At 40.7% G+C, this 13,272-nt stretch carries 15 protein-coding genes; all 15 read left to right on the forward strand.

Annotation, left to right across the window (positions count from 1 at the left end; all coding sequences use genetic code 11):
• Position 1: 1 nt before the first annotated feature.
• On the forward strand, positions 2 to 781 hold the full coding sequence (gene codY / locus LF817_RS07470) for a GTP-sensing pleiotropic transcriptional regulator CodY (RefSeq protein ID WP_253935168.1): 780 nt from the start codon (positions 2 to 4) through the stop codon (positions 779 to 781).
• 518 nt (positions 782 to 1,299) lie between these two features.
• Positions 1,300 to 2,627, forward strand: a protein-coding gene (locus LF817_RS07475; protein ID WP_253935169.1) for an IS3 family transposase whose coding sequence is annotated in 2 segments (ribosomal slippage) — positions 1,300 to 1,672 and positions 1,672 to 2,627 — 1,329 coding nt in all. Because the reading frame shifts where the segments join, the coding sequence is not laid out codon by codon here.
• 391 nt (positions 2,628 to 3,018) lie between these two features.
• Positions 3,019 to 3,408, forward strand: coding sequence for a flagellar basal body rod protein FlgB (gene flgB, locus LF817_RS07480; protein ID WP_253935170.1), 390 nt, complete (start codon positions 3,019 to 3,021; stop codon positions 3,406 to 3,408).
• A gap of 2 nt (positions 3,409 to 3,410) precedes the next feature.
• Entirely contained in the window at positions 3,411 to 3,869 is a 459-nt protein-coding gene (flgC, locus tag LF817_RS07485) for a flagellar basal body rod protein FlgC (RefSeq protein WP_253935171.1), read from the forward strand.
• A gap of 56 nt (positions 3,870 to 3,925) precedes the next feature.
• On the forward strand, positions 3,926 to 4,186 hold the full coding sequence (gene fliE, locus LF817_RS07490) for a flagellar hook-basal body complex protein FliE (protein WP_483867076.1): 261 nt from the start codon (positions 3,926 to 3,928) through the stop codon (positions 4,184 to 4,186).
• Positions 4,187 to 4,252: 66 nt separating this feature from the next.
• Positions 4,253 to 5,845: a flagellar basal-body MS-ring/collar protein FliF gene (gene fliF, locus LF817_RS07495; protein ID WP_253935173.1), complete on the forward strand. Its 1,593-nt coding sequence runs from the start codon at positions 4,253 to 4,255 to the stop codon at positions 5,843 to 5,845.
• A gap of 12 nt (positions 5,846 to 5,857) precedes the next feature.
• Positions 5,858 to 6,871 (forward strand): flagellar motor switch protein FliG, encoded by a 1,014-nt coding sequence (fliG, locus tag LF817_RS07500; RefSeq protein ID WP_253935174.1) that lies wholly within the window; start codon positions 5,858 to 5,860, stop codon positions 6,869 to 6,871.
• On the forward strand, positions 6,864 to 7,610 hold the full coding sequence (gene fliH / locus LF817_RS07505; RefSeq protein ID WP_253935175.1) for a flagellar assembly protein FliH: 747 nt from the start codon (positions 6,864 to 6,866) through the stop codon (positions 7,608 to 7,610). Before fliG ends, fliH begins: the two co-directional genes overlap by 8 nt.
• A complete protein-coding gene (gene fliI / locus LF817_RS07510) occupies positions 7,603 to 8,910 on the forward strand; it encodes a flagellar protein export ATPase FliI (protein ID WP_253935176.1) in 1,308 nt (435 codons plus the stop codon). The genes fliH and fliI overlap by 8 nt, the downstream gene beginning before the upstream one ends.
• Positions 8,911 to 8,921: 11 nt before the next feature.
• Entirely contained in the window at positions 8,922 to 9,371 is a 450-nt protein-coding gene (fliJ, locus tag LF817_RS07515) for a flagellar export protein FliJ (protein WP_253935177.1), read from the forward strand.
• Positions 9,372 to 9,375: 4 nt separating this feature from the next.
• The gene (locus LF817_RS07520) at positions 9,376 to 9,960 is read left to right on the forward strand and encodes a MotE family protein (protein WP_253935178.1); all 585 of its coding nucleotides are present in this window, start codon (positions 9,376 to 9,378) and stop codon (positions 9,958 to 9,960) included.
• Positions 9,961 to 9,994: 34 nt separating this feature from the next.
• On the forward strand, positions 9,995 to 11,398 hold the full coding sequence (locus LF817_RS07525) for a flagellar hook-length control protein FliK (RefSeq protein ID WP_253935287.1): 1,404 nt from the start codon (positions 9,995 to 9,997) through the stop codon (positions 11,396 to 11,398).
• Positions 11,399 to 11,408: 10 nt separating this feature from the next.
• On the forward strand, positions 11,409 to 11,849 hold the full coding sequence (gene flgD, locus LF817_RS07530) for a flagellar hook assembly protein FlgD (protein ID WP_253935179.1): 441 nt from the start codon (positions 11,409 to 11,411) through the stop codon (positions 11,847 to 11,849).
• 16 nt (positions 11,850 to 11,865) lie between these two features.
• Positions 11,866 to 12,231, forward strand: coding sequence for a TIGR02530 family flagellar biosynthesis protein (locus LF817_RS07535; RefSeq protein WP_253935180.1), 366 nt, complete (start codon positions 11,866 to 11,868; stop codon positions 12,229 to 12,231).
• A gap of 83 nt (positions 12,232 to 12,314) precedes the next feature.
• Positions 12,315 to 13,238: a flagellar basal body rod protein FlgG gene (gene flgG / locus LF817_RS07540; protein ID WP_253935181.1), complete on the forward strand. Its 924-nt coding sequence runs from the start codon at positions 12,315 to 12,317 to the stop codon at positions 13,236 to 13,238.
• Positions 13,239 to 13,272 lie beyond the last annotated feature (34 nt).

Genomic DNA, 13,272 nt, shown 5'->3' on the forward strand with positions numbered 1-13,272 from the left:
AATGGAATTATTAAACCGTGCAAGAAGAATCAACGCAATGCTGCAAAAAACTACTGGAAAATCGGTGGATTTTAACGACATGTCTGCCACTTTAAGAGATGTCATCGGAGCCAATACTTTTATTTTAAGCAGAAGAGGTAAATTATTAGGTTTTGCCATTAAACAGGAAATTGAAAACGAACGTATGAAAGACATGCTTTCTGAACGTCAATTCCCTCAGGAGTACACTCAGAATTTATTCAACATTCAAGAAACTACTCCGAACCTGGATATCGAGAGTGAATATACAGCGTTTCCTGTAGAAAACAAAGAGTTGTTTGAAGAAGGATTGACTACCATCGTCCCTATTATCGGTGGAGGACAGCGTCTAGGAACCTTAATCCTTAGCCGCTTAAATGAAAGTTTCAATGAAGATGATCTATTACTTGCAGAGTACGGGGCCACCGTAGTCGGAATGGAAATCCTTCATGAGAAGACTGAAGAAATTGAACAAGAGGCTCGTAACAAAGCGGTAGTACAAATGGCAATCAGTTCTTTATCATATAGTGAATTAGAAGCCATCGAACACATCTTTGAAGAACTGGAAGGTAATGAAGGACTGCTAGTTGCAAGTAAAATTGCAGATAGAGTAGGAATTACGCGTTCAGTGATCGTCAATGCACTTCGTAAACTTGAAAGTGCCGGCGTTATTGAATCACGTTCATTAGGCATGAAAGGGACGTATATTAAAGTCCTTAACAATAATTTCTTAGTTGAATTACAAAAACTTCGATCTAATTAATCAAAGTAATGTTCATTGAAAGATACTTTTTTACTAGAAACACGTCAGGCTGTTGAGAATGAGCTCAACAGCCTGATTTTTTTTGGGAGGGAAGTGACCAGATCGTCCAGCAGGCGCCTTGTATTTGGATGGATTGAGTTTTGGAAAATTAAAGGAATGTAAAGAGTGTAAGTGAATCTTCATTAAGCGATCGTAGAGAATTAAACAAGTCTAATAGCTTCCAACGAAAGCTGGAGAGTGTTCCGCTAACTTTCTTTTTTTGTGTGCAAGATATGAGAAAAAGAATGAAGGAGGAGTGGAAACAAGTCTTAAAATGTGTCCGGCTCTCACTCTGAACAGTGAGTTTTTCTTCTGTAGGATTCAAAAGGGTATAAAAAAGTTGCAGCTAAAAAACAGTTGATCTATCCCCCGAATAATGGACACGATTAAAAAAGTGCCCCTTATTCGGGGTTTTTGTGTTTCACGACCACGAATATCCCTTTATAATCAAATTAACTATGAAGAGCGAGGTTAGAGACATGTCTAAAATTATGTTTACGGAAACACAAAGGAAAGAATTAGAATCCAACCCAAACGTTATCAAGGTATCTGATCGTTCTATCACTTATGCACCGGCATTCAAACTGAAGGCTGTAAAAGAAAACGGTGAAGGCAAAAGTCCTTATCATATCTTTGTTGACCATGGATTTGATCTGTCTGTGATTGGTTCCAAGAAACCGAAACAGTGTGTGAAACGATGGCGCGAGATATTTCAAAAATACGGAGAAGACGGGTTCTATACAGAGCGAAGAGGAAAAGGCGCCACAGGAAGACCTTCGACGAAAGACCTGTCTTCCGAGGAAAAATTGAAAAAAGCAGAAGCACATATTGCGTACCTGGAGGCAGAATTGGACTTCGTAAAAAAGCTCGACGAACAAGAAAGGCAGGCGAAGAAGAAGAAATAACGACATCAGAGAAATTTCAACTCATTGAACAAGTGGTAAGGACTCATGGCTTCCCCCATTTGATTCAGTATTTTTGTGAGTTGGCCAACGTAAGCCGTTCGGGGTATTACAACTGGTTGAAAGCAGAAAACACCCGCCAAAAGAGAGAACGAAAAGATGAGGCAGACTATGAAATCATCAAGAAAGTATATGATCAACGTCACGGTAAAGTAGGAGCTCTTCAGATCAAAATGATGGTAGAGAACGATGAACATATCGTCATGAACCATAAGCGTATTCGGCGTATCATGAAAAAATATAACCTGATGTGTAAGATTCGCAGAGCGAACCCTTATAAACAAATCGCTCAAGCGACGCAAGAACATAAAACATGTGAAAATAAGCTGGAGCGTCAGTTCGATCAACAAGAACCACACAGAGTCCTCTTAACAGATATCACGTATATCTATTATGCGAAGGGACAGAAAGCTTATCTGTCCGCCATTAAAGATGGAGCGACCCGAGAAATACTGGCTTACTATCTCTCGACCTCTTTAAAGATGGATATCGTGTACACCACACTTGATAAGTTAATGGAACGCGAGGACTTTCTCCCTCACCCCGAATGTTGGATTCACTCGGACCAGGGCGTGCACTACACCCACCCGGATTTCCAGAAAAAAGTGAGGGACCTGGGCTTGGATCAGTCGATGTCTAGGAGAGGGAATTGTTGGGACAATGCCCCAATGGAATCTTTCTTTGGACATATGAAAGACGGAATTGACTTCAAAGCGTGCTCATCTATATTTGAAGTCAAGCAAGCGATTGAAGCCTATATGGAATATTACAATAACCATCGATACCAGTGGTCCCTACAAAAAATGACCCCGGCTCAATACCGAGGTCATCTCATAGCAGCTTAGCGCTTTTTATTATACTGTCCATTTTTAGGGTTACAGTTCAAGTTCTTATTTTAAGAACTGTTTTTTTGACGTTTTTAGACCTACTTAATTGGATATTATTAACAAATTTAATGTTCAAAAGTAGGTATTACCACTTCTTTAGTAGTCTTTTTAATATGTTTTAAAATATAATTTATTTTATTACATAATTGTGTGATAATGTTCTTTATAGTAGTGTTTTCGACAAAGAAGTATAAATTGCTCTATTTATGATCGAAAAGTACCGGGTTAAAAGTTTCGGATTATCGAAATAACAGTAAATTATCACTGCCTTAATAGGTAATTCATCTAATTCATTTAAGATTAGATTTATTATTTGTGGATTCTTGTCAAATAAGGGAGGTATTACGCTTTGAAACTGTTTAATGATACATTTACCACTTTAGAGAGCTCTTTAAACCATTCCAGTAAAAAAAATCGGGCAATTTCCGAAAATATTGCGAATGTAGATACGCCGGGGTACAAAGCCAAGGACGTCGTCTTCAAGAATGTTCTCAGCGAAGAGATGGGGGTCAGCGCTAAGCGCACGAACGAAAGACATCTCAACTTTGGCAATGGTCAGCCAACTGCTCATCATACAGTAAGGAAAGAAGGTACTACATATAACCATAATGGCAACAACGTTGACATAGACAAGGAAATGAACGATCTGGCTAAAAATCAAATTCAATATCAAGCTCTGGTTGATCGTTTAAGCGGGAAGTTCAATAGTTTAAAAAGTGTCATTAGGGGAGGAAATTAAAAATGAGTATTTTTAATGCTATGAACGCAAGCGGCAGTGGGCTGACGGCTCAGAGGCTTCGAATGGATGTAGCGTCATCCAATATGGCAAATGCAAGCTCAACGAGAGCCACTGTCAATGAAAATGGAGAGTTGGAGCCCTACCGCAGAAAAATGGTGCAACTGCAGCCTGAAGATCAATCTTTCAGCTCTTTTTTACAGAAAGCGAAGTCTCAAAATTCGGAGTCTGGTCAAGGAGGAGTTAAGGCGGTAGAAATTCAGGAAGATGATGAGCCGTTCAAGCAAGCTTATAATCCAAGCCACCCTGACGCTAATGAAGACGGATATGTTGAAATGCCTAACGTAGACCCTTTGAAGGAGACAGTGGATATGATGAGTGCCACCCGCTCCTATGAAGCGAACGTTACTGCGATGAACGCTTCAAAAGGCATGCTTATGAAAGCATTAGAAATCGGAAAATAAGGAGGCATCTTACTATGAACATCACACCAATTTCCAATGATCAAATTCAAGTGCCAATGGCACAGAACGCCAAGGACATTTCACCTGGAGAAGCCCATTCAAAATTCGCTGACAATTTAAAGTTGGCGATTGAGAATGTCAATCAAACTCAGGGGGTCTCAAATGATATGACGAAGGCTTTGGCGAATGGAGAAATTGATGATCTTCATGAAGTCATGATCGCATCAGAAAAAGCTAGTGTCACAATGCAAACCACCGTAGAAATGCGTAATAAGGTAGTCGAGGCCTACAAAGAAATTATGCGTATGCAAGTATAACTACAGTTCAATTTAATTAAGGTACCATACTTATTCTCTTAAATTGTGCTTTTTTTGGGGGCAATCATGAAAGAAAAATTAAATGTATTAACGAAAAAAACTTCAACGTTCTGGAAGGAACGAAGCGCAAAGCAAAAAGGACTTTTACTAGGTTCAATCATTGGGTTTGTGATTCTATTATCTTTAGTTAGTTTTTTTGCTGCAAGTTCCAAAATGGTTCCCCTGTACAGTGATTTATCACTTCAAGAAGTGGGGCAGGTCAAAGAAGAACTTGATGTCAGAGGAGTTTCTTATGAGTTGGATAGTGGGGGAACGACTATCCGCGTACCTGAAGAACAAGCTGAAATATTACTCGTCGACCTTGCCGCAGCAGGATTACCTGATAGTGGGAATATAGACTACGGATTTTTTAGCGGAAATGTTTCCTGGGGCATGACAGATAATGAATTTGATGTCATAAAGCTCGACGCTATGCAGTCAGAACTTGCCAGCTTAATGTCCGGCATTTCAGGGATTGCGAACGCGCAGGTTATGATCAATGTTCCTGAAGAAGAAGTTTTCATGTCTGAAACAAATCAAGAAGCATCCGCTTCGATCGTATTAAATGTTGAACCTGGTCATGATATCCAAAATGAGGAAGTGGAAACACTTTATAATCTAGCATCAAAGTCAGTTCCTAATCTTCCTACAGATAATATCGTCATCATGGACCAGAACTTTAATTATTATGATAAAAATAATTCAGAAAATGCTAATAATACGGATGCTTATACATATCAACAAGGAGTAAAAGAGGACATTGAGAAAGATGTTCAGCAGCGCGTTCAAAAGATGCTGGGGACGATGATGGGGCCGAATAAGGTTGTAGCCACAGTCACTGCTGATATTGATTTCACCCAAGAACAGCGCACAGAGGAATTAGTGGAACCTTTTGATGAAGAAGCGTTGGAAGGGCTGCCCGTAAGTATAGAACGAATTGAAGAGACTTATGAAGGCGGAACTCCGGCTGGTGGAGTAGCTGGGACAGGAGAAGAGGACGTACCTGGTTATGAAGCAGAAGAAGGTGAAGGAAATGGCGATTATGAAATGTCTAAGGAGACTATCAATAATGAATTTAATCGCATTCAAAGGAATATTGAAGAAAGCCCATTCAAAGTTCGTGATTTAGGTATCCAAGTAGCTGTTGATAATACGAAAGGTGAAAATGAACAAGGCGAAGTACAGACTCTCAATGAGCAAGAACAGCTGACGGTGGAAGAAAGCATCCAATCTATTTTGGATTCAATGATCACCACTTCAATCGATGGCAGTTATGGAGAAGTAGATGCTGAGGAGAAAGCTTCGATTGTATTTCAGGAATTCGACGCTCAGCCACAATTTAATGAAGAACCAGCTGGTATTCCGTTATGGGCCTATATCGCAGGAGGTCTTTTGCTGTTAGTAGTGATTTTCCTAATATGGAGACTTCTAAGAAGAAGCGAAGATTACGAAGAAGAAGAGGTTTTCGAAGAGTCAGCTGAACCACAGCCGATTTCAATTCCAGATTTAGAAGAGAAAGAAACAGATGCAACTGTAAGACGTAAGCAGCTAGAACGAATGGCCAAAGAAAAACCAGAAGACTTTGCGAAACTACTTCGTTCATGGATTGCAGAAGATTAAGGAGGGACCAATATGGCCTATCAAAAGAACGGGTTAACAGGCAAGCAGAAGGCAGCTCTTCTGCTTATCTCTCTTGGTCCGGATGTTGCAGCTCAGGTATACAAACATCTGACAGAAGAAGAAATGGAACGACTCACCTTAGAGATTTCCTCCGTTCAAAAAGTAGATTCGAAGCAAAAAGAGGAAATATTAGAGCAATTTCATCAAATCGCTATAGCACAAGATTATATTTCACAGGGTGGTATTGGCTATGCCAGGACCATTCTTGAGAAAGCTGTAGGTGATGAGGAAGCTTCTAACATTATCGGGAGGCTGACTTCCTCCCTGCAAGTAAAACCTTTCGATTTTGCAAGGAAAGCAGATCCCAGTCAGATTCTTAGCTTTATACAAAATGAACACCCTCAAACAATTGCATTAGTATTATCGTATTTAGATGCATCGCAATCAGGTCAAATTCTATCTGAACTCCCCCAGGAACTGCAGGCAGATGTAGCAAGACGGATAGCAACGATGGACTCTACTTCTCCTGAGGTTATCAGTCAGGTGGAAAACATATTAGAAAAAAAACTTTCTGCTACTGTCACGCACGACTATACAGAAACCGGAGGGATTCCTGCAGTAGTCGAGGTGCTTAACGGAGTAGACCGCAGTACAGAGAGAACTATTCTTGATGCTTTAGAAATACAGGATCCTGAACTTGCTGAAGAAATTAAAAAAAGGATGTTCGTCTTTGAAGATATTGTTTCATTGGACAATCGAGCCATTCAACGTGTCATTCGTGAAGTTGAAAATGATGACTTGCGGTTATCGCTTAAAGTCTCTAGCGACGAGGTGAAAGATCTAGTCTTCAGCAATATGTCAGAGCGCATGTCTGAGGCATTCAAAGAAGAAATGGAAGTCATGGGACCTGTCCGCTTAAGAGACGTAGAAGAGGCACAAACAAGAGTAGTTTCCACGATAAGAAGACTAGAAGAAGTAGGAGAAATTGTCATAGCCAGAGGTGGAGGAGATGACATCATTGTCTAGCCATAGTTCTTATTCTGAAAATCGGGTCATTGGAATAAAGAAGATTCGGTTGAATAAAGAGAAAACGACACTCTCTGATGATAACGACATCAAAGCTAATGAATTGGTTGACCAAGCAGAAGAAAAGGTTCGTAAAGCTGAAGCTCAATCTACACTTTTAATGAAGGAAGCAGAAGAGGAAATTCAGAGACAGAAACAAGACTGGGAAAAACAAAGAACAAACCTTATAAAAAACGCAGAAAATGAAGGGTTTAGAAAGGGTTTTGAACAAGGAAACAAAGAAGGCTATGACGAATACTTGAACAAAATCTCTCAAGCTAACCAGCTGATCGAACTTGCTAAAAAAGATTATCTTTTGACGGTGGGATCTAGTGAGGAGACGATCATGGACATTGCTATGAAAAGCGCAGAGAAAATAATAAATTGCGAGCTGAAAGAGCATCCTTCGATTTTTGTGGAAATTGTAAAAAGAGCTCTGGAGGAAGTGAAGAGTCAGACGGAAATTATCGTGTATGTCCATCCTGATGATTATCCGATTTTGCATTCGCAAAGGGAAGAACTTGATTCGATCACAGAATTCAATTCTACGTTAAGTATTTATATAAAGGACAGTGTGGAGCGCTCTGGATGTATAATCGAGTCGTCCTTCGGGCAAATAATTGCGGGTGTTGACCCTCAGTTACAGGAAATAAGGCAGAAGCTGTTCCAAATCGTGCATGAGGAGAAATCTGATGAATAAACAGCTATACATGGATAGCATCGAGAGGGCGGATACATATAAACGATTTGGTAAGGTGCACCGGGTTATAGGATTAATGATTGAATCGAAAGGTCCGGAAGCATCGATTGGTGATTTATGCTACATCCATACGCCTTCAGGTACAGCAAAAAAAATCGAAGCTGAAGTTGTTGGCTTCCACGATGAAAACCTGCTGCTCATGCCATACCATGAGATTAAAGAAATCGGACCGGGCAGTTTAGTTGAAGCGACAAATGGTCCATTGAAAATTAAAGCGGGTCTTGGATTGATCGGTCAAGTGTTAGACTCTTTAGGCCGTCCGATGAATAATCAAAAGCTTCCAAAAGGCTTAAAGGCATTCCCCACCGACCAGAACCCTCCTAACCCGCTAGAAAGACCGACGATAAAATCACCTATTCAAGTTGGAGTAAGAGCCATAGACTCCTTACTGACCGTAGGGAGGGGACAACGCGTAGGGATATTCGCTGGAAGCGGGGTAGGGAAGAGTACGCTGTTAGGTATGATTTCGAGGAATAGTTCGGCTGATATCAACGTGATTGCTTTAATTGGAGAGAGAGGACGGGAAGTAAGAGAATTTATCGAAAACGATTTAGGGCCTCAGGGGCTAAAGCGCTCGATAGTCATAGTAGCTACTTCTGATCAGCCGGCATTAATGAGAATGAAAGGAGCCTATACAGCAACGGCTATCAGTGAATATTTTCGAGAAAAGGGCTATGACGTAAATCTCCTAATGGATTCAGTCACCAGGTTTGCTATGGCACAGCGGGAGATCGGCTTGGCGACAGGTGAACCACCAACTACTAAAGGGTATACACCTTCAGTTTTTGCTACTTTACCTAAACTTCTCGAAAGGACAGGTACGAGCAAAAATGGGTCGATTACCGCATTTTATACGGTTTTAGTAGATGGCGATGATTTGAATGAGCCGATATCTGATACGGTAAGGGGAATTCTGGACGGGCATTTTGTTTTAGACAGAAGATTAGCAGAACAAAATCATTTTCCTGCCATTAACATATTGAAATCTATAAGCCGAGTAATGAACCAGGTGACCGAGAACAAACACAAGCAATCAGCTTCTCGTTTACGTTCATTATTAGCTACATATGAAGAGAATAGTGAATTAATACAAATTGGTGCATATAAAAGAGGGAGCAGCCGTGACATTGATGAAGCGATTAAATACCATCCTTCGATCATTGACTTTTTAAAGCAGGATGTACATGAGCCTTCAACAATTGAGAAGTCGACCGACATTCTTTCACAGTTATTTTCTTAAGGAGTTTTTGAATGACAAGTTTACAAGCTTTTCATAAGATTAAAGATTTACAAGACCGAGATAAGATAGCTAAGCAGAAAATGTACCAAGAACAAGTAGACCGTTTTGAGTCTGTGGCTACTGAACTTTATGAAGTCCTAAAAGAAAAAGAAAATGCCGAAGAAAAGTTTCATGAAGAATTGAGGAAGACGAAGATTCGAGCGCAAAACTTCATACTTCATGAACAATATATTGATCAGTTGAATAAAAAAATCTCAAATCTCCAGCCCAGAGTACAGCAGGCAAGGTCAGTTATGGAAACAGCACATGACAACCTGTCGTCAGCGCATATTGAAGTGAAAAAATTTGAAAATTTGATTCAAAAAAAATTGACTCAGCATGAGGATTGGCTAAAAGCAGAAGAAAGCAAAGCTATGGATGAGGTATCGACAAGACAATATCTAAATTATAAGAACAGGTGATTAAATGGAAAAAAGCAGGGAGAAAAGCCAAAATCGTTTTCAATGGTTTTTCTTGGTCATTGTAGTACCGACAATATTTGCGCTGACTATTATGTTAATTGTAATGAGCATGATGGGAATCAATGTTTTGGATAAAGGTGAGGAGTTTGCCAATAAAATACCAGGTGTATCAAGCCTGGTTACGACTCAGTCAGAAGAGAATGAACAGAGGACCACAGACCACTATGAATCGGCCATTGCGGATTATCAAGCAGAAATCGAACAGCTGGAAGGTGATAACAGTAGTAAAGACGCCACAATAGATGAATTGAATCAGACCATCATAAAGTTGGAAGCTAATTTAGAATCAGCTTCTGATGCAGCAGAGACTTCTGATGAAGAGACTGGAACCGATGATATTTCTGAAATGGCCAAATCTTTCCAGGAGATGGACGAGGAAGCTGCTGCACCTATCCTGGAAAATATGGAAGGTGCTCTTGCTGTCTCCCTTCTATCCGAAATGCAAAGCGATGTGCGTGGAGCTGTATTAGGAGAAATGTCTCCCGAAGCTGCTGCACAATTAACGAGTTTAATGACGGAAGAGCAGTAAATAGAATGCTTTGAAAGGAGGTGAAATATTGGAAATGATGCAGTTATTTAATGCAATGCCAGGTCAGTTTCTCTCATCCTTAAACAACGTCCAGCGTAAAGGTGAGCAATCCGACCTGATGACAGCTTTTGAGGATTTACTGCAGGGAGAATTAGTAGGGGAAGAAAACATTGAAAGTTTAATCGAAATGGTTAAGAAAGAGTTGAAGGGTTTCGGGATTACTATGAGCGGTGCTTCAGGTGATTTAAATCGGAAGAGGTTGTTTGAAAAAATTGAGAATACGGACTTATCTAAAGCAGCCCTCTGGAAAGGTGATGGTATGCCAGGAGAATTTGTACAGTTATTCAATATGACTAGCAAAGAACTTTCTTCATTAAATGAAAGGGAGCAAGTTAAGCTATCGGAATTCCTGAAAGACCTTCATAACGAAATAGCTTCGGCCTCCATATTTGACAATAAAAGCGTCATGATGTCTTTTATACAGCCTCCTATGGAATGGGACTCCGGTAAACCACTATCTGGAAATAGTGATGGATCATCGAAGAAGCAACTCCAGTCACTATGGGGTAAATTTGAACAGTTGACGGGGAAGCTGTTTTCACAAGGGGATGCAGTGCCGCAAACGAAAAATGTGCCAATAGATCAGAAAACGATCATTGAATTGAAGCAAATTGTCGAACAGGTTACAAAATTGGCAGCAGCTTCTAAGGATTCAGGCGTTTTTACTGAAACCTTGTCTAGAGCAAGTAAAGCCAGCAGCCAAGAGCAGCAACAGCTTTTTTCTGATTTAGTGAAGAATTATGCTGACCGGAAATCAATGGTTGTTAATTATGCTCAACAAGCTCAAGTGACATCAAAAGATATGGCTAAGTGGCTTTCACAGTCAATAACTAAACTCACTCAGTCTGAACAGGCGCCCGCTCCTCATTTATCTTCTGCTCATCTCTCAATGAATATGTCAAAAGTAGAGCAGCATGTAATCCACTTGAATTCAAGCCAATCTCAACCTATGATGCAAAGCCAGTTCATGGAACAGTTTAACCAAATGATGAAGTCTTCTCGTATGTTTTCGAATTCTTCTGGTATGACAGAAATGAACATTCGTCTTAACCCCCAGCAACTAGGAGATATGACGGTACGACTCATGCAGATGAATGGGGAAATGACGGTGAAGATTCTAGTAACTTCACAGGCAGCCAAAGATATGCTCGATAGCAACATGAATCAATTAAGGCATATGTTCTCACCACAGCAGGTAGTGGTTGAAAAAACGGATATGACTTCAGGGGAGCAGTTTTTGGCGGAAGATGACAAAGAGGCTGGAGATTTTGGACATCAAAAAGATACCAGTCAGGAGGAACAAGAATCTTCAAATGAACCACATGCTGAAGGAGAAGGAATATCCTTCCATGAAGTACTTATGAATGAGAAAGTGTAGGTGATTAGTTATGACGAGTATCGATCCGTCTTATTACTTGAATAATCAGCCGCGGAAAAGTACAGGAAGCAGTGATTTAGGAAAGGACGACTTTCTAAAGATTTTAATGGCTCAATTACAGAACCAGAATCCGCTTGATCCGATGGAAGATAAGGAATTTGTTTCTCAGATGGCTCAGTTTTCAAGTCTGGAACAAATGACGAATATGTCTCAAATGATGGAAAAATTCACAAATAACCAAAGCCCTATGCCGGTTATTCAGTACAGCGGACTTATTGGGAAAGAAGTGACTTATCCGGAGTACGATCAAGAAACTGGAGCAGTTTCCAAGTATAATGCCGGCAAAGTTCAGTCAGTCAGCCAGGCGGATGGAGAAGCTTTTCTGACACTGGATAACGGAGCAGAAGTGGCAATAGAAGACATAAACAAAGTTGCAGAAGCAAATGTTTAGAAAGAAGTGATCCATGATGGACCCTCGTATTCATCAACTGCATCAATCAATGCCTGTACCCACTTATAAAAAGGTACATAAAAATTCTCAATCTTCTTTCAAGGATGCCTTGCAGGAAGCAAGTGGTTTAAATGTCAGCAAGCATGCGCGGCAAAGGCTGGAGGACCGAAACATTAAAATTGATGACTCTCAGTGGCAAAGGATTTCCAAAAGGATGTCTGAAGCAAAATCTAAAGGTGTTACCGACTCCTTAGTCGTTCTCAAGGATGCTGCACTTGTGGTCAGTACTAAAAACAATACAGTAGTCACCGCCATGAATAAAGAGGATACGGATTCTCATATTTTTACGAACATTAACGGCACGATTATTTTGAATGACTAGGCTGGACCCGAGCGAGGGAAGCCTTGAAAGCTTATGGACTGAATGAAGTAAGCTAAACAAAAAATGGAAGGAATGATAGCGCTATGCTACGTTCAATGTATTCAGGTATTTCAGGTATGAAAGGTTTTCAGACATCTTTAGATACGATTGGAAATAACATCGCAAATGTAAACACTAGTGGGTTCAAAAAAGGCCGTGTTTCATTTCAAGATATGATGAGCCAGTCTGTTTCAGGTGCTCAGGGCTCTATAGAAAATCTGCGCGGAGGGGTCAACGCTGCTCAAGTAGGTCTTGGTTCTCAGATGGGTTCGATTGACAGCATACACACTCAGGGAAATCGCCAAACAACGGATCGTCCTCTGGATATTTCTATTGAAGGAGACGGAATGTTTGTTTTAGCAGAAGGGACGGACGATGCTGCAATTGATCCAGAAGCTAAAACATTTGATGACCTCGGAGCCATAGATACGACGTTCACTAGAGCAGGTAATTTTTACTTGGATGGTGATGGTGCCATCGTTAACGGTGATGGTAAATATTTAGTAGGAGAATCCTATAATACGCCTGATGGAGAAGATTCTTCTCCTAGTGGACAAGCGGGACTTATCACAATACCTGAAGATGCTCAAAGCTTTAATGTTCAGTCGGACGGAACAGTAGGTTACGTAGACGGGAACGGGAACCCGCAACAAGCCGGGCAAATACTGCTAGCTAATTTCTCTAACCCGGAAGGACTCGAGAAAGTTGGCGGAAGCACGTATAGAAATACCGATAATGCTGGTTTATTCGGCGATGACGAGGCCGGTCTGAATGGACTTGATGATTTATCTGCCGCTGGTGAGAACGGCACAGGCCAAATGGTTTCCGGCTCCTTAGAGATGTCAAACGTTGACCTGGCGGAAGCATTTACAGAAATGATTTCAGCGCAGCGAGGATTTCAGGCAAACACCCGTATTATCACGACCTCAGATGAAATTTTACAAGAGCTTGTGAATCTAAAACGATAATAAAGGAGGGAGGGGGCTTTTTCAGCCCCCAAAA

The sequence above is a fragment of the Halobacillus sp. A1 genome (genome assembly GCF_024189295.1).
Lineage (GTDB): Bacteria > Bacillota > Bacilli > Bacillales > Halobacillaceae > Halobacillus_A.

Bases quoted from the DNA above. Each gene is read 5' to 3' on its own strand.
- codY (WP_253935168.1), top strand. From the start codon at position 2: ATGGAATTATTAAACCGTGCAAGAAGAATCAACGCAATGCTGCAAAAA.
- flgC (WP_253935171.1), top strand. From the start codon at position 3,411: ATGAGTATTTTTAATGCTATGAACGCAAGCGGCAGTGGGCTGACGGCT.
- fliE (WP_483867076.1), top strand. From the start codon at position 3,926: ATGGCACAGAACGCCAAGGACATTTCACCTGGAGAAGCCCATTCAAAA.
- fliF (WP_253935173.1), top strand. From the start codon at position 4,253: ATGAAAGAAAAATTAAATGTATTAACGAAAAAAACTTCAACGTTCTGG.
- fliG (WP_253935174.1), top strand. From the start codon at position 5,858: ATGGCCTATCAAAAGAACGGGTTAACAGGCAAGCAGAAGGCAGCTCTT.
- fliI (WP_253935176.1), top strand. From the start codon at position 7,603: ATGAATAAACAGCTATACATGGATAGCATCGAGAGGGCGGATACATAT.
- fliJ (WP_253935177.1), top strand. From the start codon at position 8,922: ATGACAAGTTTACAAGCTTTTCATAAGATTAAAGATTTACAAGACCGA.
- LF817_RS07520 (WP_253935178.1), top strand. From the start codon at position 9,376: ATGGAAAAAAGCAGGGAGAAAAGCCAAAATCGTTTTCAATGGTTTTTC.
- LF817_RS07525 (WP_253935287.1), top strand. From the start codon at position 9,995: ATGATGCAGTTATTTAATGCAATGCCAGGTCAGTTTCTCTCATCCTTA.
- flgD (WP_253935179.1), top strand. From the start codon at position 11,409: ATGACGAGTATCGATCCGTCTTATTACTTGAATAATCAGCCGCGGAAA.
- LF817_RS07535 (WP_253935180.1), top strand. From the start codon at position 11,866: ATGGACCCTCGTATTCATCAACTGCATCAATCAATGCCTGTACCCACT.
- flgG (WP_253935181.1), top strand. From the start codon at position 12,315: ATGCTACGTTCAATGTATTCAGGTATTTCAGGTATGAAAGGTTTTCAG.